The 25,875-nt window shown below is 38.2% G+C and carries 26 protein-coding genes; all 26 read right to left on the reverse strand.

The features are described 5' to 3' along the window. Positions 1-84: 84 nt before the first annotated feature. The 26 genes from KTB61_RS05055 to pdxS all read right to left on the reverse strand — a co-directional run bounded on the left by KTB61_RS05055 (position 85) and on the right by pdxS (position 25,875). Positions 85-642, reverse strand: coding sequence for an SGNH/GDSL hydrolase family protein (locus KTB61_RS05055; protein ID WP_330656320.1), 558 nt, complete (start codon positions 640-642; stop codon positions 85-87). 178 nt (positions 643-820) lie between these two features. Beyond that, positions 821-1,696: a cysteine ABC transporter substrate-binding protein gene (locus KTB61_RS05060; protein ID WP_334292852.1), complete on the reverse strand. Its 876-nt coding sequence runs from the start codon at positions 1,694-1,696 to the stop codon at positions 821-823. 15 nt (positions 1,697-1,711) lie between these two features. Beyond that, positions 1,712-2,449 carry an amino acid ABC transporter ATP-binding protein gene (locus KTB61_RS05065; protein ID WP_216696950.1) on the reverse strand — a complete coding sequence of 246 codons (738 nt, stop codon included), beginning with the start codon at positions 2,447-2,449 and terminating at the stop codon, positions 1,712-1,714. Positions 2,450-2,459: 10 nt separating this feature from the next. Beyond that, on the reverse strand, positions 2,460-3,137 hold the full coding sequence (locus tag KTB61_RS05070; RefSeq protein ID WP_075759549.1) for an amino acid ABC transporter permease: 678 nt from the start codon (positions 3,135-3,137) through the stop codon (positions 2,460-2,462). Next, entirely contained in the window at positions 3,118-3,777 is a 660-nt protein-coding gene (locus KTB61_RS05075) for an amino acid ABC transporter permease (protein WP_075759550.1), read from the reverse strand. Before KTB61_RS05075 ends, KTB61_RS05070 begins: the two co-directional genes overlap by 20 nt. Positions 3,778-3,970: 193 nt before the next feature. Continuing rightward, complete coding sequence (locus KTB61_RS05080) at positions 3,971-6,622, reverse strand: translation factor GTPase family protein (RefSeq protein WP_216696951.1); 2,652 nt, start codon at positions 6,620-6,622, stop codon at positions 3,971-3,973. A 78-nt stretch (positions 6,623-6,700) separates the two neighbouring features. Continuing rightward, positions 6,701-7,144 carry an RpiB/LacA/LacB family sugar-phosphate isomerase gene (locus KTB61_RS05085; RefSeq protein ID WP_216696952.1) on the reverse strand — a complete coding sequence of 148 codons (444 nt, stop codon included), beginning with the start codon at positions 7,142-7,144 and terminating at the stop codon, positions 6,701-6,703. 12 nt (positions 7,145-7,156) lie between these two features. Then, entirely contained in the window at positions 7,157-8,188 is a 1,032-nt protein-coding gene (locus tag KTB61_RS05090; RefSeq protein ID WP_216696953.1) for a 2-dehydropantoate 2-reductase N-terminal domain-containing protein, read from the reverse strand. A 115-nt stretch (positions 8,189-8,303) separates the two neighbouring features. Then, positions 8,304-9,005, reverse strand: coding sequence for a PTS sugar transporter subunit IIA (locus KTB61_RS05095; RefSeq protein ID WP_216696954.1), 702 nt, complete (start codon positions 9,003-9,005; stop codon positions 8,304-8,306). Positions 9,006-9,055: 50 nt separating this feature from the next. After that, positions 9,056-9,355, reverse strand: a complete 300-nt coding sequence (locus KTB61_RS05100; RefSeq protein ID WP_330656324.1) for a PRD domain-containing protein — start codon at positions 9,353-9,355, stop codon at positions 9,056-9,058. 249 nt (positions 9,356-9,604) lie between these two features. Beyond that, positions 9,605-10,951 carry a dicarboxylate/amino acid:cation symporter gene (locus KTB61_RS05105; RefSeq protein ID WP_075759555.1) on the reverse strand — a complete coding sequence of 449 codons (1,347 nt, stop codon included), beginning with the start codon at positions 10,949-10,951 and terminating at the stop codon, positions 9,605-9,607. 89 nt (positions 10,952-11,040) lie between these two features. Beyond that, complete coding sequence (locus tag KTB61_RS05110; protein ID WP_075759556.1) at positions 11,041-11,796, reverse strand: DeoR/GlpR family DNA-binding transcription regulator; 756 nt, start codon at positions 11,794-11,796, stop codon at positions 11,041-11,043. A gap of 115 nt (positions 11,797-11,911) precedes the next feature. Further along, entirely contained in the window at positions 11,912-12,904 is a 993-nt protein-coding gene (ydjG, locus tag KTB61_RS05115) for an NADH-dependent methylglyoxal reductase (RefSeq protein ID WP_075759557.1), read from the reverse strand. A gap of 32 nt (positions 12,905-12,936) precedes the next feature. Continuing rightward, positions 12,937-13,896 carry a carbohydrate kinase family protein gene (locus KTB61_RS05120; RefSeq protein ID WP_075759558.1) on the reverse strand — a complete coding sequence of 320 codons (960 nt, stop codon included), beginning with the start codon at positions 13,894-13,896 and terminating at the stop codon, positions 12,937-12,939. After that, positions 13,896-14,735, reverse strand: a complete 840-nt coding sequence (locus KTB61_RS05125) for a class II fructose-bisphosphate aldolase (RefSeq protein WP_055258933.1) — start codon at positions 14,733-14,735, stop codon at positions 13,896-13,898. The genes KTB61_RS05120 and KTB61_RS05125 overlap by 1 nt, the downstream gene beginning before the upstream one ends. Before the next feature lie 29 nt (positions 14,736-14,764). After that, entirely contained in the window at positions 14,765-15,820 is a 1,056-nt protein-coding gene (locus KTB61_RS05130; protein WP_075759559.1) for an NAD(P)-dependent alcohol dehydrogenase, read from the reverse strand. A 64-nt stretch (positions 15,821-15,884) separates the two neighbouring features. Beyond that, positions 15,885-17,270: an MFS transporter gene (locus tag KTB61_RS05135; RefSeq protein ID WP_216696956.1), complete on the reverse strand. Its 1,386-nt coding sequence runs from the start codon at positions 17,268-17,270 to the stop codon at positions 15,885-15,887. A gap of 73 nt (positions 17,271-17,343) precedes the next feature. Beyond that, entirely contained in the window at positions 17,344-18,024 is a 681-nt protein-coding gene (locus KTB61_RS05140; RefSeq protein ID WP_075759561.1) for a beta/alpha barrel domain-containing protein, read from the reverse strand. A 19-nt stretch (positions 18,025-18,043) separates the two neighbouring features. After that, on the reverse strand, positions 18,044-19,120 hold the full coding sequence (locus KTB61_RS05145; RefSeq protein WP_216696957.1) for a zinc-binding dehydrogenase: 1,077 nt from the start codon (positions 19,118-19,120) through the stop codon (positions 18,044-18,046). 396 nt (positions 19,121-19,516) lie between these two features. Beyond that, positions 19,517-20,098, reverse strand: a complete 582-nt coding sequence (locus KTB61_RS05150) for a xanthine phosphoribosyltransferase (protein ID WP_075759563.1) — start codon at positions 20,096-20,098, stop codon at positions 19,517-19,519. A gap of 59 nt (positions 20,099-20,157) precedes the next feature. Then, on the reverse strand, positions 20,158-20,760 hold the full coding sequence (locus KTB61_RS05155) for a nucleotidyltransferase family protein (RefSeq protein WP_075759564.1): 603 nt from the start codon (positions 20,758-20,760) through the stop codon (positions 20,158-20,160). Next, complete coding sequence (locus KTB61_RS05160; protein ID WP_216696958.1) at positions 20,757-23,036, reverse strand: xanthine dehydrogenase family protein molybdopterin-binding subunit; 2,280 nt, start codon at positions 23,034-23,036, stop codon at positions 20,757-20,759. The genes KTB61_RS05155 and KTB61_RS05160 overlap by 4 nt, the downstream gene beginning before the upstream one ends. Then, positions 23,033-23,500 (reverse strand): (2Fe-2S)-binding protein, encoded by a 468-nt coding sequence (locus tag KTB61_RS05165; protein ID WP_216696959.1) that lies wholly within the window; start codon positions 23,498-23,500, stop codon positions 23,033-23,035. The genes KTB61_RS05160 and KTB61_RS05165 overlap by 4 nt, the downstream gene beginning before the upstream one ends. Before the next feature lie 2 nt (positions 23,501-23,502). Then, a complete protein-coding gene (locus tag KTB61_RS05170; protein ID WP_216696960.1) occupies positions 23,503-24,300 on the reverse strand; it encodes an FAD binding domain-containing protein in 798 nt (265 codons plus the stop codon). A gap of 109 nt (positions 24,301-24,409) precedes the next feature. Then, a complete protein-coding gene (gene pdxT, locus KTB61_RS05175; protein WP_075759567.1) occupies positions 24,410-24,997 on the reverse strand; it encodes a pyridoxal 5'-phosphate synthase glutaminase subunit PdxT in 588 nt (195 codons plus the stop codon). A gap of 2 nt (positions 24,998-24,999) precedes the next feature. Beyond that, positions 25,000-25,875, reverse strand: coding sequence for a pyridoxal 5'-phosphate synthase lyase subunit PdxS (pdxS, locus tag KTB61_RS05180; RefSeq protein WP_216696961.1), 876 nt, complete (start codon positions 25,873-25,875; stop codon positions 25,000-25,002).

The raw sequence follows: 25,875 nt of genomic DNA on the forward strand, positions 1-25,875 counted from the left end.
TATTGCAACTGCTATCTACATTTCCCAAAACAGCGCGCAACATGCATAATTTTACCATACATATGGAACTGATACCACACGTTTTTATAACATTTTACATATGCATTTTCTAACAACCTCATATGCATTATCCTGCAGATGAATACCATCTATAGTATATTCTCTTGGAAGCTGTCCATCTGCACCTATCAGATGGCAAAACACATCTATATATTCTATTTTATTTTCATCACACAGCCTCTGAATTTCTCCATTGATCCGCTGAATTTCCTCATTGGATTTTCCATCTGCCCAGGAAGGCATCAAGCCAATTCTTTTCGTATATGCAGGGTACATAGATTCCACTATCAATCTTACCTGAGGAAGTTCTTTTCTGATACGAAGTGCCAGATTCACCAGACGTTTTGCAACAATATCATATCCGAGATATAAAGATAGCAGAAAATCATTAGCACCACCCTGCATCAGTACAATATCCGGTTTATGTGCAATCACATCATACTGAACTCTGGCCCCCATTTCCGCAATAGTATCTCCAGCCTGTCCGCTGTTGATAATCTCGGCATCGATATCGTTTAACTTATCCATAGGGAAATAATCCGTCAAAGAATCCCCAAACATTACGATCTTTTTCTGTTTCACTTTTCTTCCTCCCTTTCGCAACAAAGCGGACAAGTCCGCTATCAGCTCCCTGTATCCCTCAATCATGAGGGACTTGTTACGCTTTAGCGTAACAAGATTTTTCCTAATGAAATAAAAAATAAGCAGAGACTGTATAAATCTCTGCTCATATTATAACATACCTTAACGGTGTCTTCTGCTATTTCACTTCTCCGCCTTCTACAACCAGATTTTCAGGATCTGCTGCATCTCCATAAACTGGTTTTAATGTCTTTTCATAATCCTTATGGAAAAAGTTTTCTTTTCCAAGATCTTTGATTTCTTCATTGATCCAGTTTAACAGTTCCTTATTGCCTTTCTGGACAGCTGGTGCAATAGTATCAATATTTCCAATGGAATCAACTCCCACTTTAAATCCTTTATTTTCAATTGCCCATGCAAGAACCTCTGTATTATCTGTAGATAAGGCATCTCCTCTTCCGTCTAAAAGAGCATTAAATGCTTCGCTATACTGATCAAATTTTAATAGTTTAACACCTTTTCCATGTTTTGTGAAATATGTCTCTGCTGTTGTTCCCTTGCTGACAATCAGTGTTTTCCCCTTTAACTGACTTTCTTTGGTAATCAGTTTCTTTTCAGGTGAAACAATACCTAATGCAACCTTCATATACGGCAGGGCAAAATCTACCTGCTCAGCACGCTCATCGGTTACCGTAAAGTTTGCAAGAATAATGTCAACCTTTCCCGTTGTCAGATATTCCACACGACTGGCAGCTTCTACCGGCACATATTTTACCTTAACACCAAGATCTTTTCCAATACGATTTCCAAAATACACATCATATCCCTGATATTTTCCTTTTTCATCTACATATCCAAAAGGTTTTTTATCACTAAATACACCTATCACAATCTGTCCACTGTCTTTGATTTCCTCCAAAGATCTTGCTTTTGTCTTGCTTTCTGTTTTAACTGCTGAATTCTGCTGTTCGTCTTTCTTCCCACATGCTGTTAACAATGCTGCTGTTAAAACAAAAGCGGTTAATAATACCAATATTTTTTTCATCTTTCTCATCCTCTTTCTTTATGACTAAAATTCAAACACATTTAAAAACTGTCTTGCCCGTTCTGTCTTAGGCTTTTTAAAAAACTCTTTCGGGCTGTTTTCTTCTATTATTTTCCCCTGATCCATAAAAATAATCCTGTCTGCCACTGCTTTGGCAAACTGCATTTCATGGGTAACTATTACCATCGTCCTCCCTTCTTTTCCCAGTTCCAGCATTACATCCAGCACTTCTCGAACCATCTCCGGATCCAGAGATGCCGTCACCTCATCAAACAAGATAACCTCAGGATGCATACATAATGCCCTTACAATGGCCACCCTCTGCTTTTGTCCTCCTGAAAGCTGTCTTGGATAATCATCTTTCTTATTGTAAAGACCTACTCTTTTCAGCAGTTTTTCTGCTTCCTTTACAGTTTCTTCCCTGGTCCGGTGCTGAGCTTTTTCCGGTGCCAGAATAATATTTTTTAATACATTCATATGAGGAAATAAATCGTAACTTTGAAAAACCATGCCGATTTTCTGACGAATCTTATGAAGATTCTTAACATTTCCGGAAATTTTTTCTCCATCCAGATAAATCTCCCCGCCCTGGATTTCTTCCAGAGCATTGATACATCGAAGCAGAGTACTTTTACCACATCCTGAAGGGCCCAGAACCACAACCACTTCCCCTCTTTTAACAGAAAATGATACATCCTTCAAAACCTCCTGGTTTCCAAAAGATTTTCTCAGATTTTTTATTTCAAGTACTGGATTTTCCATTCTACTCCTCCTAATCTTTCCATTTTTCTTCTAAACGTGCCGCCAAAAGGGATACAGGATAACAGATAATAAAATACAAAAAGAAAATCACCCCATATATCCATAATGCTGCATCCGGCTTGGTCAGTCTGGCTGCCTCTATCATCTGCTGACCGATTTTAACAACTTCTACAACTCCAATCAGTACAACCAAAGATGTGGTCTTTATCATTCTGGTAACCAGATTCATAGCCTGTGGAATCAATCTTTTCGCTGCCTGTGGAATTAGAATATATAAATAAATCTGTGTATTGGTAAGTCCCAATGCTTTCCCGCTTTCACTTTGATGTACGGGAATGGATTCAAGAGCTCCTCGAACCAGATCTCCCATTTCGGCTGTTCCCCAAAGTACAAAAACAATCACAGAGGCCAGTTCGCCGCCTAAATCCCATCCCAGATGCTTTGCTGTGCCAAAGTAAACCAGAAACAGTAAAACCAGCTGTGGCATAATCCTGATAAATTCCAGATATACTTTCGTAATTCCCTTGATAACAGGATTTTTAAGCATCATAATGACTCCCAGGACAATCCCCAATATTATGGAAAAGAAAACGGAAATCAGCGAAATCCTGATGGTTACCCATAAACCACCCATAAGTCTTATAAAATTGTCTCCTTGAAATAGAACACTAATCCCCAGATCCTGCAAAACGAAGTCTCCTTTCCAGATAAGTAAAAATTATGGAAATTGGTAATAAAAGAATCAAATAGGATACCACAAGCATCAATAATGCTTCATCGGTTTTATAATATAATCCTATTAAGTCTTTTGCCACATGCATCAAATCTGCCAGTGCAACAATACTAAACACTGAAGTTTCCTTGATTAAAAAAATAACATTTGCACCGATTCCCGGAACTGCCACTGCAGCAGCCTGCGGCAATAAAATATAAAAGAATACCTGCTTTTTAGTAAGTCCCAGACTCAATCCGCTTTCTGTCTGTATTTTATCCACAGCCTCCATACCGCTTCGAAATGCTTCTGCCATATAACTTCCACCTAAAAAAATCAGCCCGGCAGCAGCACAGGTTTCTGAATCTAATATAATTCCCATTTTAGGAAGTCCAAAATACAGAAAAAACAACTGAATCAGAAGTGGCGTATTTCTTGATAATTCAATATAAATCCCTACAACCTTTGCTATAACCGGAACCTTATAGTAACGAATAATTCCGCAAAAAAGGCCTACGGCTAAAGAACCTATGATTCCAATGCAGGCAATTTTCATGGTAAGAAAGGCTGCTTCTTTATATAGACCACTATACTGCATTATAAAATTCCAGTCCAAACTATCACCTCATCTTTTCATATAAATCAGATATGAATAATAATATATTCTTTTTGTTATAAAAAGTCAAGTCCTTATTATATTCTTATTCAAGACTAACAAGGTCTTTCCTAATGAACTAAAAAAGGATATATAAAATATCATAATTTCATACATCCTTTTGTGTTCTTTTCAGTTTTATCGTTGCCGTTTCTTAATTATTGTTATCAGACAATTTATCTAGTTCTTCTTTGGAGATGACATCCATCAGATAATTTTTTGATGTCACCTGATTCTCCATGTATTCTTCCCGCAGCTGCCGGCTGGCTTCTTCTATATCTTTTTTAAATTCTCTGGCAGATAACAAACGGCACCCCTGTCCCCGGATAATAATCTGCTCCAGCCCATCAGAAGTTGCCACTGTCACATCATATTTACGTCCATGCTCATGAGCAAACTTTTCAATATACTGATCTGCAGTCTCAGCTTCTTTCGTATATACTATATGGATATTATGATAATCTAAAACCTCAGTATCATGTCCCTTTACTCTGTATGCATCAAAGACAACTATCAGTTCCATTCTTTTTATTCCCTGATAATTACAAAGCAAATCCATTAGCTTTCCACGGGCAGCATCAATATTTTCATCTGCCAGTTCCTTTAAATCCTTCCAGGCATAAATAATATTATATCCATCCACCAGCAGATATTTTTTAGACATATCTCTCGTTACAGATGACTTAACTGCAGATGATCTGTAATCTTCTGCTTTTCTCTGGATTTTCTTCTTTTTCCATTTGCTTTTATTATGCTGATTTGCATAATAAGTCTGTTCAAGAATCCTGTCTATTTCCTCTGTATCAATGGTTTCTTCTTCAATATATGCTCTACGTTGTGCCAGTGTATCTTCTTTTTCATCTGTTTCCCGACTTGAATCCATCAGTACACTTTCCAAATGCATATGATCCTTCACCTGATTCCATGGTACATAATAACCTGCTCCATGAGAACAAAATACAGAACCTGATGGATTGTCTGTATCTCCATCCGGGTCATATCCTGTAGCAGCAATAACCTCATCTGCATTATGACATAATTCATAACCTTTTAGATCACAAAACAACCTTCCCGTTCCTTTTGTATAGGCAATGACTTCTTTTTGATAATCCTGCATACATGCCACCGGTGCTGTTCCTGTTAAAACAGACATTTCACCTTCCGTTTCCGGTGTTTCAAAAGCTCCATGCATTTTTTCAATATCAGTCATTGCTCTTCCTACCATTGCCTGAGGAATTTCCAGCCGAAATTCATAATATGGTTCAAGCAGTACTGATTCAGCCTGCATTAATCCCTGACGAACGGCCCGGTACGTTGCCTGACGGAAATCTCCACCTTCGGTATGTTTTTGATGAGCACGTCCTGCCGCCAGTGTGATTTTTATATCTGTAATAGCCGCTCCTGTTAAAACACCCTGATATTCTTTCTCCATTAAATGGGTAATAATCAGTCTCTGCCAGTTGCGATCCAGATCATCCTCGCTGCACTGTGTATCAATCACAACTCCGCTGCCTCTCTCTCCCGGCTCCATCAGTAAATGTACTTCTGCATAATGACGCAGTGGTTCAAAGTGTCCCACACCTTCCACAGTATTGGCAATGGTTTCCCTATAAACAATATTCCCTGTGCCAAACTCAACTTCCACACCAAACCGATCCGAAATCAGACTTCTCAGAATCTCAATCTGTACTTCTCCCATCATCTGTACCTGTATTTCCTGTAAATCCTCTTTCCAGACAATATGGAGCTCTGGTTCTTCCTCTTCCAGCTGACGAAGTTTTGGAAGCATTGTAGCCGGACTGGCTTCCGGCGGCAGTATCATCTGATATGTAAGCACCGGTTCCAGCACTGGTTCATATCCGGTATTCTCCAGTCCCAGACCTTCTCCCGGCTTTGTCCTGGACAATCCTGTCACGGCACAGATTGTTCCTGCACAAGCCTCTGCTGCCATTTCAAATTTTTCACCGGAATATATTCGAATCTGATTAATTTTTTCCTCTGTATCTCCATTGGCAATTAAAGATTTCACCTTTAATGTTCCACCGGTAACTTTTAAATGAGTGAGGCGATTTCCCTGTTCATCTCTTGATATTTTAAATACTTTTGCCCCAAACTCCTGTGGATACTCTGGCATCTGTACATAACATTCAATCCCCTGAAGAAATTCTTCCACTCCCTGCAGTTTTAATGCAGATCCAAAATAACACGGAAATATCTTCCTGTCGGCAATCAGGCTCTTGATCTCTTCTGTCTCGACAATACCATTTTCAAGAAATCTTTCCAGTACTTCTTCATCTGTCATGGCTGCATTTTCCATAAAATCTTCGTTTTCTGTATTCGTAAAATCTATACATCCATCATCCAGACGATTTTTCAGTTCATAGAGCAATGCTTCTTTATCTGTTCCCTGCTGATCCATCTTATTGACAAATAAAAACACCGGTATTTTGTATTTTTTTAAAAGACTCCATAAAGTCCTGGTATGTCCCTGTACACCATCTGCACCACTGATTACCAGAATAGCATAATCCAGAACCTGTAATGTTCGTTCCATTTCTGCAGAAAAATCCACATGTCCCGGTGTATCCAGTAAAGTAATTTCCACCTCTTTTAATGGTACCACTGCCTGTTTAGAAAAGATCGTAATCCCCCTTGCCCGTTCCAGATCATAAGTATCCAGAAAGGCATCTCCATTATCAACACGACCCATTTTTCTAATATTTCCACTTGTATATAAAATTCCTTCTGACAAAGTTGTTTTTCCTGCATCTACATGCGCCAGAATTCCAACGGTTAATTTTTTCATTTTTTTCTCATTTCTATATTAATCTTGTTTTTTTTATTATAACAAATGAAAAAAAGATGTCCATGAACAGTTCTATTTTTATAATATCTTTTCATAATACTTGATTCTTTCTACTTTTTCTGTAGAAGGACCATCTTTAAATGTTAGTCCCATCCAGATATCCAGCAGATATAAAGCCAATTGAGGGGCGATTATCCTGGCTCCCATACACATAACATTTCCATTATTACTTAGAATAGACCGTTCTGTTGAAAACGGATCATGGCATACTGCTACACGGATACCTGGAACTTTATTTGCTGTCATTGCCATTCCAATCCCGGTTCCGCATACAAGCACTCCTCTTTTGCAATCTCCTTCTGTTATTTTTTTGCAGGTTCTAACTGCCACATCTGGATATAATTCAATCTCTCCCTCATAAACTCCATTATCCACAACGTCATGTCCTGCCTTTATAAGATGCTTTTTTATGATTTCCTTTAATTCATATGCAGCTTCATCACATCCTAAAGATATTTTCATATTACCATCCTCCTAATCTTCTTCCGCAAATGCATCCCATGGAATATTTATTTTTTCACCTTTTGTAATCACATCATCTATATGCAGTAATAACGGATAATCACTTTCTTTTACTATTCCCCGCTTAGCCATATCGCGAACTGCCTGTGCAGTTCTCTGAGCAATAACAACAGCTTCCAGTGTTTCTCCTGCTAACATTTCTCTGGCTTCTTCGTAAGGTATTCCTTTTCCAAGCAAAATTCCGATTCTGCGACTTCTTCCATTGTGAACCGTCACATACAAATCTCCCACTCCGTGAATAAGATTTTTTTGTTTTCCTCCTACTACTGCTAAAAGTCTAGACATTTCTTTCATACTCTGTCCAAACAACAACGCCTGAGCATTGTATAAATTCATCCCATCTTCTCTGAGTTCTTCCATTCCAATAGCTGTTGCTGTTGCCATTGCATACCCGTTTTTCAAAGCAACCGCACACTCAACCCCGGTAATGTCTGTAGATAAACTAATGTGATAATAATCTGTTTCCATTAATTTTTTAAACATTTTTAATACTTTCATATCACGCCCGCAAAATGCTACATGCGTCTGATCATGCATTGCAACCTTTAACGCAATACATGGTCCTCCAATGGCATTCAAACAAAGTTTTTTACCTCCGGGAATCATTTTTTCCCAATAATGTGGATATGGAACTAAAGTTCCTTCATCATTAATCAGTCCTTTTGTAACTGTAATCACCGGTACATTTTCAGGAATCAGAGGAAGAATCTCATTTCCAAACCAGTCAACTCCAAAACTGCTCACACCTCCAATTACCGCATCTGTTCCTATCAGTGCATCATTAAGTTCCTGAATCTGATAATATTTTACAGAATTGTAAAGTGTAGCTTTTAATGTAATATGGTAATTGTCTTTTCTCAAATGATCTATAATATCCTTATCAATATGTGTTCCTACAAGACGCACTTCATGTCCATTTTCTATTAACGGAAATGTCAATGCTGATCCCATTTGTCCCGCTCCTATAATCGTAATAATACTCATAAACTGACCTTCTTTCTGTACAACAACATCTGCTTCTTTTATGAATTAATTGTATCGAAATCTTGTCGGTACTTAAAGAACAGCTCTTTTCCTTAAAAAAGTAAAAAAATGGTCTTTACACAATCTCACAATATTTTTTTTCCATTTCCCTCATTACCGCAAACATCTCTTCCGGCGTTTTGACTTTATCTATTTCTGTTCGTAACTCCTTATTTCCAAACAAACTTACCAGATTATATATAATGTGATTTATGCTTTGTCCATCCTGAATTCCAAAAACTGCAAAATAGAATACAGGATGTTCACCAGTATATAAAACCGGCTCTTTTAAACGAATAAGACTGGCAGATTCTCGTTTCACTTCTCTTTCTAAAAATGCAATAATCACTCCCTGACAAAGAATTGCATTTTTTCCATTACTCTTTAAATATTCTATCACTTCGTTAATCTGACTTTCTTTTATAGAACCTTCCAGACTCAGCAATATCCCTGCTGCTTTTGCTGCATTTTCCCAGGAATCGTATTTCTTATCAAAACAAATGGATGCAGGTGAGAAAAACTGTGTTAGAGATTTTCTGGCACTTTCTTTTTTCTGATGCTTTTCGTACCCCATAAAACTTTCTACTGGATTTTGGCAAAAAATTCTCTTTTTCTTCTGTATTTCCACTGCCATATTCTGAATTTTGTTAATATCCTCCTGATTAACCATAGGACTTGACACAAGAACATATGGAATTTCGATATTATCCAGCGGAATCGTGGAAATCACCATTTGAACTCCAGATTTTTTAATTTTTTGAATATTATGAACTGACATAATCTCCGTGACATTTATTATATGATCTAAAATCTTTAGCTTTGCAAGCATTAGCTGGGCAGTTCCTCTTCCTGCAGTACATACAATCGCAGTAGGAATAATACTTTTTTAATAGTTTCTGCTCTGCTTTTTTCCCATACTGCTGCAAAATAAGTAACAATAAAAGATATTTCATCTTCAAAAAATTTACAATGAATCACTTCTTCAATCAATTTAATACGTTCTTTTACCTCATTATATATTTGAGGATATGTATCCTGTATTTCTTTTCCAATGGGATTAACCAGTATTTCCCCTGATTGAATTCTGTGAATCGCCGCCCGCATATGATCAATTAAAATATCAAATATACTTTTCTTCCAATAACAGTTCTATTTTTTACCTTTTTTCCTATAAAGAGGAAGAAGACATTTTCCACAGAAAATGTCTTCTTCAAAATCCATAACTTTTCAGATATCTCCTTGCATCATACTACAGATTTGTTCTATCAGCAAATTTTATCGCAACTGCAGAAAAGGACATTTCCCTTATCAGAAGCATTTGCTTCCAATTGAGAAAATGTCCTTTTTCAGAATTTATGGAGTAACTAATTGGAGTACCTAACTATTATAGATATCTATATCTAATTCTTTTTCTTTATAATTAACGATAACATTTGTTGCTGCATCACCAACAACATTCAGTGTAATAACCGCCATTCCCGGCAGATAACTGATTGCCAGTACCAATGCATAACCTACCATACATAACTCGGAATTTAATCCCAGTCCAGACATGATAACAAAAATCAAAGTCGTTCCTGCAACCGGGATGGCAGGTGTTCCCATTGCAACACAAATAGATAAAAATGCTGCCGTTATCAGCTGTGCAGGTGTAATATCCATTCCTGCAGCCGTGGCAATAAATGTAATTGCCATCATATGCATTGCTGTAGTACCGTTCATATTAATGGTCATTCCTGTTGGTAATACAAAACTACTAATCTCATCACTGCATCCAAGCTCTTCGATGCATGTCTTTCGATTTAATGGAAGTGTTGCTGCAGAAGATTGTGTTGCTGCCGCAAACATTCCAACCTTAAAAATTTTCTTTGCGAATTTCATAGGATTTAATCCAGTTAAAATAAAGATTCCAGCTGGATAAAGTGTTGCCACCAGCACCAGACTCATGACAATAGTTGCAATCATAAATGCTAATGTTGGTTTGATATATTCAACCCCATATGTTGCAAAAGTTCTTGCAAGCATACAGAAAATGGCGATCGGACTGATTTTATTGATCAGGAAATCCATATATACCTGAACAATGCTGCTAAGACATTCCATTAATTTTTTCATCGGTGCTGCTTTTTCACCAAGAACATTCATGGATAATCCAAGAATAACCGCAACTACTACAACCGCAAGAATACTTGTATTGGTTCCTAATACTTCTACTACATTGGATGGAACCGCATTTACAATTGTTGTTAATGGGTTGTATGCTTCCAGTGTTGCAACATTTCCTGTGTCTGCAACCGGAAGGTTTACAGAAAACCATCCCATGGATTTAATAAAGTAAGCAAAGCAGCCTGCAAGAAATGCTCCTACACAATAAAATCCAACAAAGGTTCCTATTGTCTTTCCTGCAATTTTCCCCAGTCTCTGTGGATCTGCCATACTGCATAATGCAATACTAAGAGAAGATAAAACCAGCGGTACAATTGCCAGCTGCAAACCTCTCATGAACAGCTGCTGTATTATGTAAAATATTCCCAAAGAATAAAATCCTTTTTCCTGAGTTATGTCCTGGAAAAAGATACGATTCAGCCAGTTCCATAATCCATCATTTCCACTTGCAGCTGTTGATTCTCTTAACCATAGACAGAGAACTCCCACCAGGATTCCCCCTGCCATGGCAATCATGATTTTCGTCATAATTGACATACTTTGTTTTTTCTTTCCCATTTTGCACCTCCGTTCCAGACAGTCAGGCAGGGATAGCGCACCTTACTGTCTATTTGGAAGCAAAAGTCATGCAGTGAAATGGTTTTCAATTAATAAATCAGCTGAATATTCTTTTCTCTGCAAAGCTGAATCCATTCGTCATCCGGTCGTTCATCTGTCACCAGATAATCTATGTCTTCGAAATCCAGTAAATGGGCAAAAGCAGTCCTTCCAAACTTTGTATGATCTACCAGCAATGCCACTTCTTCCGCCTGCCTGATCATACATTTCTTAACTTCTGCCTCGCTTTCATTGGTATCTGTAACCCCTTTTTCAAGGTCAAGACCCTTACAGCTGATTAATGCAATATTCACATGATACCTTTGGACCGTGTCCTTTGCCACCTGGCCCTGAAGAGAAAGTGTCTTCTTATTAAACATTCCCCCAGTGGAAATAATTCTGATGTTCGTATCTCCCAGTTCCCTGAAAATCTCCGTAGAAGCGCTTAATATCGTTAGATCTTTATCCTTTAGCAGTTTTACTGCCTCCATTACCGTTGTACTGGAATCAGTTGCCAAAGTATTCTTATCTTTCAGAAAATCAAATGATGCCGATGCGATTTTCTTTTTCTCTTCGATGTTCATCGCTGCACGTTTATAAAAGTGTACATTTTCTTTCTGGACTGTTTGATTATATACTGCCCCTCCAAATGTACGCGTTAAAAAACCTTCTGCTTCTAATTTTTCCAAATCTCTTCGGATTGTTTCTTCCGTGACCTGATAGGTACGGCTTAAGTTTGACACAGTTACTTTCTTATCGGCCTTTAACTGCTGTCGAATCATATTCAATCTGTCTTTTGCTGCCATAATAAATCACCCCCATGATCACTTTTATTTTATCAGATTTTTTTGTGGAAATCAAAACAATCTTGCTTTGATTTCCACATTTTTCTGACAAATCCAAAGAGTAAGTGGAGTTATCTTATTTATCAATGGCTTCTGCTGATTCACGCATAAAAGCTACATCTTCAGGATCTAATTCTAATTCTGCTGATTTAACATTTTCTCTGATTTCATCAACTGTAGTTGAACCACTTAATAAATTCAAGAATTCTCCCTGTGCAAGGATCCATGCTAAGGAAAGATTAGCAATTGTACAATCATATTTTTCACAAAGAGGTTTCCATGATTCCATCATATCCATTGCATTCTGCATATTTTCCGGCTGGAACCATTTCTTAGGAATCTGTGCTCCAACTGGTTTGTAATCTCTTGGGAATGTTCCAGATAATAATCCCATTTCAAGTGGAGAATAGCACTGGATTGTGATTCCATTTTCACGAGCACATGGAATGATTTCATCTTCGATTCCACGGTCTAAGATAGAATATTTACACTGGATGATATCAAGGTCACCATATTTGATGTATTCTTCGATATGGTTGATATCTACGTTAGCAGCACCGATTGCTTTGATTTTTCCCTGTGCTTTTAAATCATTTAAAACATCCATTGTTTTCTGAATTGGAACATAATATTCTGATCCTTCGATGGATTGCCAGTGTGTCATATAGACGTCAACATAATCTGTTCCTAAACGTTCTAATGATGCTTCGATTTCTTTTTTAACAGATTCGCTGTTTAAGTTTTTGTATAACTGAATTCCGTTAACTACGTTAAACATGTCACCTTTCATTTCCTGATCCCATGTAACACCACATTTAGTGATGATTTTAACGTCCTCACGGTTCATTCCTTCTAAAGCTTTTCCAAGGATTTTTTCTGAATTACCGAAGTTGTATCCTGGAGCTGTATCGATCAGATTAACTCCAGCTTTTGGAGCTTCTCTGATTGTATCTACTACTGTCTGCAGGTCATGATCTCCACCCCATGCAGAACCACCACCAATAGACCAGGTTCCAAGACCGATTCTAGAAATATCCATTCCTGTTTTTCCTAATTTCATTGTCTTCATTTTTATTTTCCTTTCAGACCTAATTACTTAAACTACTCATAATCTTTCTTATACTGTTTCAGCATTTCTTCTACCATATCTCTGTTTTGAACACCGGAAGTTGCTCCAGGATGCTGCACAGCGATGGCTGCTGTACAGTTTGCATATTCTCCACAGCCTTTCAGGTCTTTTCCCTGAAGTAATGCTGCAATAAATCCAGATGCAAAGTTATCTCCGGCACCGATGGTATCAACCGCTGTGATTCCTTTACATGCAGGAACAATCATAACACCATCTTTATTGCGGATATAGCATCCACGCTTACCAATCTTCATGACTACATTTTTAATTCCATAGCTGAAAAGTTTGTCTGCGACTTTTGCTTCATCAGTTTCTCCTGTCATAAGACAGGCTTCCTCGAAATTAGGGAAGAAATAATCCACATAACTTAATGCTCCTGCGATATCATCCAATGTTTCTCCTAATCGAGGCATGATCATATCCGCTGTAATCGTCATTCCCTGTTCTTTGGCAAACTTGAAAATGACCTCCAATGTTTTTCCGTCTAATAAAGGACAATTAAAAATACTTGCTAATGATAAGATTTTTGCTTCCTTAATTTTCTCAAAATTAACATGTTCAATATTTTCTTTCCAGAGACTTCCATTACGATTAGTTATAAAGGTTCTCTCTCCATCCTCTGTTACAAGTCCAACATTAATTGATGTATCCAGAGCAGGATCAATTGTTACACCTTCTGTATCAATATTATCATTATCACAGGAACGTAAAATAAATGCTCCTGCTGCATCATCACCAATGGCAGCCATAAGTCCTGTCTTAAATCCTAAACGGCTAATGATGGTTGACTCATTCATTGCATCTCCCCCAACAGCCATTGCAATCTGATCAACAGGATATGACTCAATATCAAAGATTTCTCTTGATACCGGGCGCAGCGGAATATCAACAACCGCTGCACCCAGACATAAAACGTCTAATTTCTTTTCCACTATTCATCAGCCCTTCCGTCGTCACCGAACAATTTAATCTTGTACATTGCACGCTCTTTAACTGCCTGACGAACTGCACGTTCTACAGCTAAGAAAGGTTCATCTTTATGTTCATTGATTGCTTCCATAGCAGCCTGGCAAAGTTCTGTATGGATGTTGATCTTAGCGATACCGCACTGAATTGCTTTTTTGATATCTTCATCACCAATACCAGAAGCTCCATGAAGTACAAGTGGTACACTAACTTCTTTGTTAACAGCTTCGATGATATCGAATCTGATTTTTGGTTCAGCAGAGTAAACACCATGTACGTTTCCTACTGCTACTGCAAGAGAATCGCATCCTGTACGTTCTACGAAATCTTTTGCCTGAGAAGGATCTGTGTATGCATATTCAGCTAATGCTTCTTCATATACTGTTTCATTTCCTACATGTCCTAATTCAGCTTCTACTGGAATGTTGTATGCATGGAAGTAATCTACACATCTCTTGATCTCTGCAACGTTTTCTTCATATGGTAATGCAGATGCATCACGCATTACAGAGTTCATACAGTGATCTACAGCATTCTTTAAGATTGTCCAGTTACGGCCATGATCCCAATGTAAGATAACTGGTACTGTAGCTTTTTTCGCCATAGATTCCATCATATAGCAGAAATCTTCAAAAGAAGTATTTCCTGTAAATCCTGTACCAAAAGAAATAATAATCGGAGCGCGAAGTTCTTCCGCAGCATCGATAACACCCATTAACATTTCTGCATTCCATACATTGAAATGTGGAATTGCATAATGACCTTCACTTGCTTTCTGTTCCCAAAATCTAATATCTGCAATCATTTTCTTTCTCCTTTTCTTATTAAAACTGATTATTCAGCAACTTTTACAACACCTTTTACCATGTCAACTTTCTTTTCCGGATCGATTGCATCCATAAATGCCTGTTGAACATCTTTATAATCATACACATGTGTTACCATATCTTTTACGTTAAATTTACCACTTGCAATTGCCTCAATTGTCTGAGGGAAGTTATTGCAGTAACGGAAAGAAGTCTGAATTGTAACTTCTCTATTAATCTTCAGGAAATCAATTGGTACCGGTTTAGACTGTGTTCCAACCATCATGATTTTTCCACCACGAGCTACGATCTGTACTGCCTGATTTGCAGTAAATGTAGAACCAGCACATTCAAACACCAGCTCAACACCGTGATCTCCGAATAACTCTTCTGAACGTAATACTGCAACAGTATCTTCTTTTGCACCATTGATAGTTCTTGATGCTCCAAGTTCTCTTGCCAGATCCAGACGTTTGTCCATAACGTCTACAACAGTAATATCTGTAGCTCCAAGACTCTTACAAGCCTGAAGTACCATAAGACCAATAGTACCTGCACCAAGAATCACTATACTCTTGCCTAATCTTGCTTCACTAAGTATTGCTGCATGCATACCAACAGCTGCAGGTTCTACCAAAGCAGCTTCCATGGTAGACATACCTTCTGGAACATGATAAGTCCATTCTTCCGGATGTGTCATATACTGTGTTAAAGCACCTTTATAATTTGGCTGTGTTGCCATAAAGTCAACTCCCGGACAAATGTTGTAGCGTCCAGTACGGCAGTAGTCACATGTATTATCTGGAACACCTGGTTCAATTAAAACCTTATCTCCCGGTTTGAATTTTGTAACTTTTGCACCGACTTTTACAACTTCACCGGAAACTTCATGACCAAGTCCGATTTTCTGATTTGGATCTTTTGGAGGGATAAATGGACCAAATTCAAATCCATGAATATCAGATCCACACATTCCAACATATTCAACTTTCATAAGAATTTCATTGTCTTTTGGTTCTGGAACCGGACACTCCTGAATTTCAAATTGTTTCGGAGTTACTAAAATTGCTTCCGAATTTTTCATGATCTTATACTTCCTTTCTACTATCTATAGATTCTTCTCCGGGAAATTCCCGGAGAAGCATTTGTTATTCTACATTACCGATATCTTCGACAGATTCTCCTCTTGTTTCTACACCAAATACGATAATGGATACTGCGATAATTGCTGCTACGATTGAGATTAAAGCGAATACACCATTGGATCCCATTGAGCTGGCTGCCACATATGTAACTAAGAATGGGAAGAAGATGTTACTTACACGTCCCATAGCATTACAGAATCCTGAACCGGATAACTTGGCTGAAGTTGGCCACATTTCTGGTACATATACTGCTGATGCATAGCATACATACATATAAATGAATGTATTTAATACGAATGTTGAAGCAATCAGTGCTGTCATTGTTGTCTGTTTAGATGTAATAATTCCCATAACAGCCATAGCTACTAACAAAGCTACACCTGTGATTCGTCTAGGTACTTTATCCATATACAGAGATGCAAGGAAGATTCCAAATGGAGCACCAAACAATCCGAACATTGTCATAAACTGAGACTGTGATGTATCATATCCTAAAGAACTTAATAATGAAGGCATCCAGTTCATTAAAGTATACTGAATTGTATTCATACCGATTAATACTAAGGATCCACAAATTGTTCTCTTTAACAATTTACCCTTGAATAATGCTGAGTATGGTAAATTTTTAACTGCTGCAGGTTCTGTTTCTTCAATTGGAGGTAATGGTTTTCCTGTAGATGCTTCGATTTCCTTTTCAATCTCTGTCATAATAGCATCTGCTTCGTCTACTCTACCCTGAGCTTCTAACCAACGTGGAGACTCTGGGTATTTGTTGTAAATAATGATACTTGCAATAATAGATAACACAGAAGGAATGATATACTGAATTCTCCAGTTCATATTCATGCTGACTCCTGTAGAAACAATCAGTAATGCAATACCATTACAAATTGGATGTGCAAAGTTTCCGATAAATGAGTTTCTTGAAGACCATACACCACGGTTCTTTCCTGGTACATATTCTGTAAATGCTGCAAATAATACTACTAATAATGCTCCTAATCCAAATCCCTGGATTAATCTGAACACATACAGAACAGTAACATTTGGAGCTGCTGCTCCACCGATCATAGCAATGATATGAATTACTTCATATAATAAAATAGATTTTTTACGACCGATCTTATCTCCGATTGGTCCACCAACCAATGCTCCGAACAGCTGACCAGCTGTATATGTAGTTCCCCACATAGCCAGAAGTTTAGAACCTGGTTCTAACCAGTGTAACTCATTTAATAATATATTCTGTACTGCTCCACCAATACCATTGGACCAGCAAACTAAAAGTGCAAATGCTGAAACCAGCCACATTTTTATATGCCATCCGGAATTTGGCAGACGATCCAGTCTTGCTCCGATATTGGCACCTTTTGTTGTTGTAGATGTCATAATTTTTCCTCTTTTCTTAAAATATTTTTTTCATTAAAATAGGTTTTCTTCTCTCATTAAAAATAGTTTTTTCTTATTTCAAAGCTTCAGAAAGTTCTTTTTCCATGATGTCCCATGCTTCTTCGAAATCATCAGATTTATTCCACAGTGCCGGCGGTCCTAAAACTACCATATCTGCACCTGCTTCATATAACGGACGATAAACATCTTTATTCATAGAGCCATCTGCTTCAATCAGAAAATCAAGTCCCTTTTCTTCACGTATTCTTACAAGTTCACGAATCTTGTCATATGTCTGAGTAATTACTTTCTGTCCTGAAATACCTGCATCAACGATCATGATCGTTACTTTATCAAGGAGCGGCAAATAATACTCGATTGTCTGCAATGGGACAGACGGATTGAGGGCGATTCCAGCTTTACATCCCAATGCTTTAATTTTATTTATTGTTACAAAGGCATCTCCTTCGATACAATCTGTATGTGGAGTTATATATGCCGCTCCTGCTTCTGCAAATACTTCCAGATAATCCTGGGGATGCTCAATCATTAAGTGAGCATCCATCGGTGTTTTTACTCTGTCTTTCAGAGCTGCCAGAAAATCTGGTCCAATTCCAAAACTTGGTACATAAACACCATCTTTAATATCCATATGAAGGAAATCAGATTTTTCATCAATAATTTTAATCTGTCTTTCCATATCGAACATATCACAGCACCCGACTGATGGGGCAATCATTAATTTTCTTTCCATAATGTCTCCTTACAAAAACCTAGTCTTCAAAATCATAATGGAAGATAACTTTAATTGCTTCTTTTGCTGCCATGGCATCAAAACCTTTTTCATATTCAGAAAGGCCTAATCTATGTGTGATTAATGGTTTAACTTTGATCTGTCCGGATTCTAACAGGCGAATTGCATTTCTCCATGATGTAGAATCATAAGCCATATGTCCAATGAGGCTCTTGTTCCATGATGTGATATCGTTGATAGAGAATTCTAATGGTTTGAATCCCATACCTACGCGAACGATTTCTGCATTTGGTCTGGTCATTTCAATCGCCTGTTTTAAAGCGATATTAGCACCAGAACATTCAATAACTAATCCTAAGTTATCTCTTCCACAGATTTCTGTGCATCGTTTTACAACATCTTCTTTAGAACCATTGACAACATGAGTTGCACCTACTTCTAAAGCAACAGGGAAACGTGTTTCTACGTCTTCATCAAGACCAACCATAACAATGTTTACTGCTCCCATGATTTTTGCAATCTGTACTGAGAATAATCCAAGAGGGCCTGTACCAAATACAACAACATCCTGTCCTGGTAATAAATGAGCCTGCTGTGCAACTGCTTTATAAGCATTACAAATCGGATCTAAAACTGCTGCTTCTTCATAGTCCACACCTTCTGGAATTTCCCAGATTGCATGTTTATGAATTCTTAAAATTTCACCTGGGACTTTACAGTATTTAGAAAATCCACCGCCCCATGTATTGTTATCTAATCCAAGATTTACTTTTTCTTCACAGCAAAGGAAATCTCCCATTTCACAAGCCGGGCAAACACCACATACATGTGCGCTATTATCAGAAACAACTCTCTGTCCAACTTTCCAGTCTGTTACCTTTTCACCGACTTCAACGATTTCACCTGCAAATTCATGTCCACGGATAGAGTTAAATTCATCAGAACCATTATCAACTCTCCAGTGTTTCATATCTGCACCACAAATGGCAGCTGCTTTAATTTTAATGATAATATCTTCTGGCCCACAAGTTGGTTCTGGAACATCTGCCATTGTGTAACCACCAAATTCCTTACCATATCTTACAATTGCCTTCATATTTTACCTCCAATATAATTGTTTAAAATACCTTTTCGTTTCTCCAACATCTTTATTCGAAAGCGCTTTCTTTATTTGATGTCTTTATTATAAACCCACTTTTTCTGTGAGTCAAACATTTTATGTCTGTTTTACAGATATTCATTAATTTTTCACAGATTTATTGTTTTGTTTTCTCGCATTCTGGAGATAAACACTTTTTGTTTTTGTGCATATTTACTATAAGCTTTTTGATTTCAAAGATTTTTATTTTTGATTTCAAGATTTTATACATTAATTTTTCTGTGTAATAAAAAAAGAAACCGGAACTCTGTGAAACATCACAAAATTCCAGTTTCCTGTTTTAATTTTATCCTGATTATTTTTCACTATGAATGTTTAAAATCGCTCTTATCCCTATTCATCTCCGCGGAATATAATTTCTCCGGTCTTTTCATCCATACTTTCCACAATTGCCAAAGATTCCAGATGTGTTCTCTGACGCAGTAAATCTCCTCCTGGCTGGAAACCTTTTTCAATAACAATTCCGGCTCCTACTAATTCTGCTCCTGAATCCTCTACCAGCTGTGCCAGCCCTTCCAGAGCTTTTCCATTTGCCATAAAATCATCGATCAAAAGGACTTTGTCCCCTTTCCCCAGAAATTCTTTGGCAACAATAATATCATATACTCTTCCATGAGTAAAAGATTCTACCTTGGTTGTATAAACGTCTCCGGCAATATTCTTTGTCTGAGTTTTCTTTGCAAATACAACCGGTACATCAAATACTTCTGCAACAACACAGGCAATACCTATCCCTGAAGCTTCAATTGTGAGAATCTTTGTAATCTCTTCACTTTCAAAACGACGCTTGAATTCCTTGCCTATCTCTCGAAATAACTTTACATCCATCTGATGATTCAGGAAACTATCTACTTTCAGGACATTTCCTTCTTTCACCTTACCATCCTTGCGGATTCTGTCTTTTAATAACTGCATCCCACAGCCTCCATGCTCTCTCATAATTTTATATTTTTTTGTTTATAATTGTTTTTATTTTACCTATTTTCATCAATGATTTCAAGTGTTCCATGCACTTCTTCCAGATAATCAAAATCTTTTAATTCCAGGGCATTTAAAACAGGATATGTTTCCACCTTATGTTTATATTTCATAAGAATTTTCTTTCCGCCCTGATCTCCCTTTAATTCCTTCAGTTCCTTAAAATATTTTCTGGAAAACCATACGGGATTTCCTAAATCCTCCTGAAAAGAAACACAACCGAGATTACTCTCTTTCCGTTCCATATAACTTAGAAATTCTTCTGCTGTTTTTTCCGTAAAATATGGTTGATCGGCTACATAAAACGCACACGCATCAGAAGAATCTGCCGCAGAAACTCCCGCCTTTATAGTCCAGGAAATTCCTTTTACACTATCTGGGCAATATATGGTTTTTAACGGCCATTTCTCCAGTTCTCTTAATATTTCTTTATGCTGACTGACTACGATGATCTGCCAGTCAGAATGTCTGCTGCATATGCGAACAAGCTTGTCCAGCAAATGCTGATACATTGGTTTTCCCAAAAAAGGATATAACAGTTTATTGGAACCAAATCTTCGGCTGTTTCCAGACGCCAGATAAATAATACTTACTTTCATTCCTTTTCCAAAAGACCCATGGCTATTTTCTCACTGGTAATCGGCAGTTCACGGAACCATACTCCTGTAGCATTAAATATTGCATGAGCAAGTGCTGGCGACGGAGTATTAATAACAATTTCACCAATGGATTTTGCACCAAACGGTCCTGTTTCCTCATAACTGCTTTCAAATTCCACACGAAGTTTTCCCATATCCATTCTGGTAGGAATCTTATACTGCATGAAAGAGTTATTCTTCATCTGACCTTTTTCTGTATAGGTGATATCTTCATACAAAGCCATTCCAATTCCCTGTACAAGACCGCCTTCCACCTGGACTTTTGCAAGATTTGGATTTATCGGTGTTCCACAGTCTACCACAGCTACATAATCCAGGATTTCAACGTGCCCGGTTTCCTTATCCAGCTCAATTTCAACCATTCCAACCATAAAAGGCGGCGGTGAAACAGGAGAACTGTGACTTTCTGTTACCTGTAATGCTTCATTATTTCCACACATGGAAGCTGTTGCAATATCTGCCAGAGATATTTCCTTTCCGCTTTCCGGATGAAAAACCTTTTTGCCGTCAAATTCCAATTGTCCTGCAGGAATTTCCAATTTATCACCTGCCAGATTCAAAATTTTCTGTTCCAGTTTCTGACATGCAATCTCTACTGCCTTTCCAGTAACATACATAGTACTGGATGCATAAGATCCAGAATCATATGGAGACGTGTCTGTATCTGCTCCACACACGATAATATCATCCGTAGAACAGTTTAAACACTCTGCTGCCACCTGAGCAAGAGTAGTATCACATCCTGTTCCCATATCAGCTGCTGCTATTGATAATGTATATATACCATCATCATTTACCTTAATAGTTGCAGATCCTACATCCACTGCTGATATACCAGAACCCTGCATAGCCATGGAAACACCTACACTTCTGACTTTACCATTTCCCATATCTTTTGACGGATATTTTTCATCCCAGTCAATCATCTGCTTAGCACGTTCCATACAGCGATCCAGCGCACAGCTATTTGTTTTTTCTCCATAATAAGCCGGCATAATCTGACCTTCTCTGACCATGTTCATTTCTCTTAATCGAACCGGATCCATTCCCAGTTTTGCTGCAAGTTCACTGACGGCAGATTCCACTGCAAAAATCCCCTGGGTAGCCCCATATCCACGATATGCACCTGCAGACATGGTATTAGTATAAACCACATCATAGGAAAATCTGTGAGCTTCCAGATTTCCATACAGAGGAATGGATTTATGTCCGGACAAGCCAACCGTTGTTGGTCCATGCTCTCCATAAGCTCCCGTATTGGACAATGTATATAAATCGATGGCTCTGATATGCCCATCTTTATTTGCACCAACCTTTACTTTTACTTCCATCTCATGCCTTGGACTGGATGCAATCTGAGATTCTTCTCTTGTAAAGATCATTTTTGATGGTTTTCCTGTCTTCCATGTTACAAATGCAGGAAATACTTCTGCTACAACGGTCTGTTTTGCGCCAAATCCTCCTCCGATTCTCGGTTTCGATACACGGATTTTAGATTTTGGAATTCCAAGAGCATTGGATAATATTCTGCGGGCATGAAATACAATCTGCGTAGAACTTAATACATTCAGTCTTCCATATTCATCCATATAACAATATGTGCGGAACGTTTCCATCATTGCCTGCTGATTTGCCTTTGTATGATAGGTCTGTTCTACCACCACATCACAATCAGCCAGCACCGCCTGAACATCTCCATCATGACTCTCTCCACAGGCACACAAATTTCGTTTATTATCTGCACCTACCGGACAAAGTGCTTTCCAGTCATCTTCAGGATGCACCAGCGGCTCCTGATCTTTCGCCTTATGCAGATCTAATACAGCTGGAAGGATCTCATAATCTACACGAATCAGTTTTAATGCCTTATCCACACAGCTTTCATCTTTTCCGGCAACAATAGCCACAGGATCTCCTACATAACGAACATGACGATCTAAAATAAGCCTGTCATAAGGACTTGGTTCCGGATAAGTCTGACCTGCCATGGTGAATCTTTCTTTTGGAACATCTTCCCATGTATAAACAGCTTCTATTCCAGGAATTTTTTTTGCAAAATCTGTTGAGATATTCCGAACAATTGCATTTGCATGAGGGCTTCGCAATACTTTTACAATCAGACAATCTTTTGGAACTTTATCATCTACAAAGACCGGCTTTCCTGTAACCAGCGCCATGGCGTCTTTTTTCATGATCGGCTGATTTACTGTTTTCATAAAGCACCTCCCTTTTTCTTATATTCTAAAAAGTCCATTATTCCTCTTAACTGACCTTCATATCCAGAGCATCTGCATAAATTTCCTTCCAGATATTCTTTGATTTCTTCTTCCGACGGATCTGGATTTTCACGGAACAAAGCAATCGCATTCATAATCATACCAGGATTACAAAATCCACACTGTTCTGCACCCTGATTTGCTATAAATGTCCCAAACTCCCTGGCTTCCTCCTGAAGTCCTTCTAAAGTGTCGACTTTACATCCATCTGCCCGTGCAGCCAGAAATGAACATGACAATACCGGCTGATCATTTAAAAATACTGTACAAAGTCCACAATTGGATGTTTCACATCCTCTTTTTACGCTATAACAGCCATGCTCTCTTACAAAATCAATGAGCAGCATATCAGGATGAATTTCCGCTTCTGTTCTTTTCCCATTTAATATGACTGAAATCTTCATATCTATTCTCCGCTCCTTTCATCCAGCAGTTGTTTTAAACCTCGTCTGATCAAAACCTCTGCCAGACGCTTTCGATAATCTGCTCCGGCACGCATATTGCTTCCGTAAACGGTCTCCTCTGCTGTCTTTCCTGCCAGTTTTTCCAATCCATCACATTCCATGATATCTTTCCAGTTCTCCGGGAGACTAAGTTTCACTGCCCGCCCAGGTCTGGCTCCCAATACAACATGACACTGCTCTTCTTCCATAGATATAGCACAAGTCAGTACCGGAAAATCTGTTTTTGTATTCCGATAAGAAAGATATACACAGGAAAGTGGCTTTTTCTTCACAATGAGCCTTACTAAGATATCATTATCACACTTCTGTTGTGCAAATTCCTGCAAAGATATTATTCCTCCATGATATAATTCCACATAGCTGTCAAAGGCAAGAAAACATGTCAGGACATCTGAAAAACCAAATCTTCCAAAAATACTTCCTCCAACTGTTGCCAGGTTACGAAACTGCACTCCCACAATACTTCGAACACATTCTTTTACAGCACCATGGCTCCACTGGTTCAATCCCTGATGAGTCTCAATCTGCCGAAGAGTAACCATTGCCCCAATGGAAAATTCATCCTCTGTCTCTTCAATCTGATCCAGTCCAAGACCTGATAAATCTACTGCTTTTTGTACCGTCCGATTACTCATCTTAAGCCAAAGCATTCCTCCAAGTATACAGGTACTCTTCTTTTGATTCAGCTCATATGCCTGTTCAAGACTCTGTGCCTTAACATATTCCTTGATTTTTAACATACCGTTTCCTTTCATTCCCACATAGCCGAAAAAAGAAGTACTTAAAAAAGTACTTCTCCCTCTCAGTTCTTATGAAATAATTTTACTATATGACACATTTATTGTCAATTTATGCGATGTTATTTACCACTGAATTTTCAACCATTTCCAGAAAATACCGATGAACCGTCAGATCCTTTGAAAGTTCCGGATGAAATGCAGTTACCAGCTGATTTCCCTGCTGTGCTGCTACAATATGTCTATCAACTTCCGCAAGAACCTTTGTATCTGATCCTGTTTCTTCTATATAAGGTGCCCGGATAAAAGTCATAGGAATTTCTCCGGAATCTCCAAAAGAAGCTTCTGTATAAAAACTTCCCAGCTGTCTTCCATATGCATTCCGAACAGCCTGAATATCCATAGTTGCCAAATGCATTCGACTATCATTGTCAATCTTTTTTGCCAAAAGCAGCAGCCCTGCACATGTTCCAAATACAGGAAGCCCTTCTTCGATTTTTTCTTTGATCAGATCATACAGATCCAGTTCTCTAAGCAGCTTTCCAATGACAGTACTTTCTCCTCCAGGAATAATCAGTCCATCCATCGGAGTTTCCAGATCTTTCTTCTGGCGAATTTCAAAAGCTTCTGCTCCAAGCTGTTCCACCATCTGTTCATGTTCAATAAAAGCTCCCTGTAATGCCAGTACACCAATCCGCATGACTATTTCCCTCTTTCTGCCATTAAAAGTTCAATTTCCTGCTCATTGATTCCTACCATTGCTTCTCCCAGATCTTTAGACAGTTGTGCAAGAAGTTTTGCATCTGTATAATTTGTTACTGCCTGAACAATTGCTGCTGCACGTTTTTCAGGATTTCCGGATTTAAAAATTCCAGAACCAACAAATACACCTTCTGCTCCAAGCTGCATCATCAACGCTGCATCTGCAGGAGTTGCAACTCCACCTGCTGCAAAATTTACAACCGGAAGTTTCTTGTTTTCATGAACATACTGAACCAAATCGTATGGAACCTGAAGTTCTTTTGCTGCATCAAATAATTCATCTTCTGCCATAGATGCAATTCTTCGAATCTCAGACTGCATCATACGCATATGACGAACTGCCTGAACCACATCTCCAGTTCCTGGTTCTCCTTTTGTTCTAATCATTGCTGCACCTTCATTAATTCTTCTCAGTGCTTCTCCCAGATCTTTCGCTCCACACACAAAAGGTACATCAAATGCAGTTTTATCAATATGATATTTATCATCTGCCGGTGATAATACTTCACTTTCATCAATATAGTCAATTTCTATTGCCTGCAGAATCTGAGCTTCTGCAAAATGTCCAATTCTGCATTTTGCCATAACAGGGATAGAAACTGCTTCCTGAATTCCCTGAATCATCTTTGGATCACTCATACGAGATACTCCACCTGCGGCACGGATATCAGCCGGAATACGTTCCAGTGCCATAACTGCACATGCTCCTGCTTCTTCCGCAATTTTTGCCTGTTCCGGTGTAGTAACATCCATGATTACTCCACCCTTTAACATCTGTGCCAGATTTTTATTTAGCTCAAATCTATCATTCTTCAT

Origin of the sequence: Anaerostipes faecalis, assembly GCF_018982945.1 — a bacterium.
Lineage (GTDB): Bacteria > Bacillota > Clostridia > Lachnospirales > Lachnospiraceae > Anaerostipes > Anaerostipes faecalis.

Coding starts and splice junctions, on each gene's coding strand:
- ydjG (WP_075759557.1), bottom strand. CDS start 12,904: ATGAAGACAATGAAATTAGGAAAAACAGGAATGGATATTTCTAGAATC.
- KTB61_RS05090 (WP_216696953.1), bottom strand. CDS start 8,188: ATGAGTATTATTACGATTATAGGAGCGGGACAAATGGGATCAGCATTG.
- KTB61_RS05105 (WP_075759555.1), bottom strand. CDS start 10,951: ATGGGAAAGAAAAAACAAAGTATGTCAATTATGACGAAAATCATGATT.
- KTB61_RS05135 (WP_216696956.1), bottom strand. CDS start 17,270: ATGACATCTACAACAACAAAAGGTGCCAATATCGGAGCAAGACTGGAT.
- KTB61_RS05060 (WP_334292852.1), bottom strand. CDS start 1,696: ATGAGAAAGATGAAAAAAATATTGGTATTATTAACCGCTTTTGTTTTA.
- KTB61_RS05125 (WP_055258933.1), bottom strand. CDS start 14,735: ATGATTGCAGATATTAGATTTTGGGAACAGAAAGCAAGTGAAGGTCAT.
- KTB61_RS05155 (WP_075759564.1), bottom strand. CDS start 20,760: ATGAAAGTAAGTATTATTTATCTGGCGTCTGGAAACAGCCGAAGATTT.
- KTB61_RS05130 (WP_075759559.1), bottom strand. CDS start 15,820: ATGAAAAATTCGGAAGCAATTTTAGTAACTCCGAAACAATTTGAAATT.
- KTB61_RS05095 (WP_216696954.1), bottom strand. CDS start 9,005: ATGTCAGTTCATAATATTCAAAAAATTAAAAAATCTGGAGTTCAAATG.
- KTB61_RS05065 (WP_216696950.1), bottom strand. CDS start 2,449: ATGGAAAATCCAGTACTTGAAATAAAAAATCTGAGAAAATCTTTTGGA.
- KTB61_RS05145 (WP_216696957.1), bottom strand. CDS start 19,120: ATGAAGGCAATTGTAAGATATGGTAAGGAATTTGGTGGTTACACAATG.
- KTB61_RS05160 (WP_216696958.1), bottom strand. CDS start 23,036: ATGAAAACAGTAAATCAGCCGATCATGAAAAAAGACGCCATGGCGCTG.
- KTB61_RS05080 (WP_216696951.1), bottom strand. CDS start 6,622: ATGAAAAAATTAACCGTTGGAATTCTGGCGCATGTAGATGCAGGAAAA.
- KTB61_RS05085 (WP_216696952.1), bottom strand. CDS start 7,144: ATGAAAATATCTTTAGGATGTGATGAAGCTGCATATGAATTAAAGGAA.
- KTB61_RS05150 (WP_075759563.1), bottom strand. CDS start 20,098: ATGCAGTTATTAAAAGACAGAATCCGCAAGGATGGTAAGGTGAAAGAA.
- KTB61_RS05140 (WP_075759561.1), bottom strand. CDS start 18,024: ATGGAAAGAAAATTAATGATTGCCCCATCAGTCGGGTGCTGTGATATG.
- pdxS (WP_216696961.1), bottom strand. CDS start 25,875: ATGAAGAATGATAGATTTGAGCTAAATAAAAATCTGGCACAGATGTTA.
- pdxT (WP_075759567.1), bottom strand. CDS start 24,997: ATGCGGATTGGTGTACTGGCATTACAGGGAGCTTTTATTGAACATGAA.
- KTB61_RS05110 (WP_075759556.1), bottom strand. CDS start 11,796: ATGGCAGCAAAAGACAGATTGAATATGATTCGACAGCAGTTAAAGGCC.
- KTB61_RS05165 (WP_216696959.1), bottom strand. CDS start 23,500: ATGAAGATTTCAGTCATATTAAATGGGAAAAGAACAGAAGCGGAAATT.
- KTB61_RS05170 (WP_216696960.1), bottom strand. CDS start 24,300: ATGTTAAAAATCAAGGAATATGTTAAGGCACAGAGTCTTGAACAGGCA.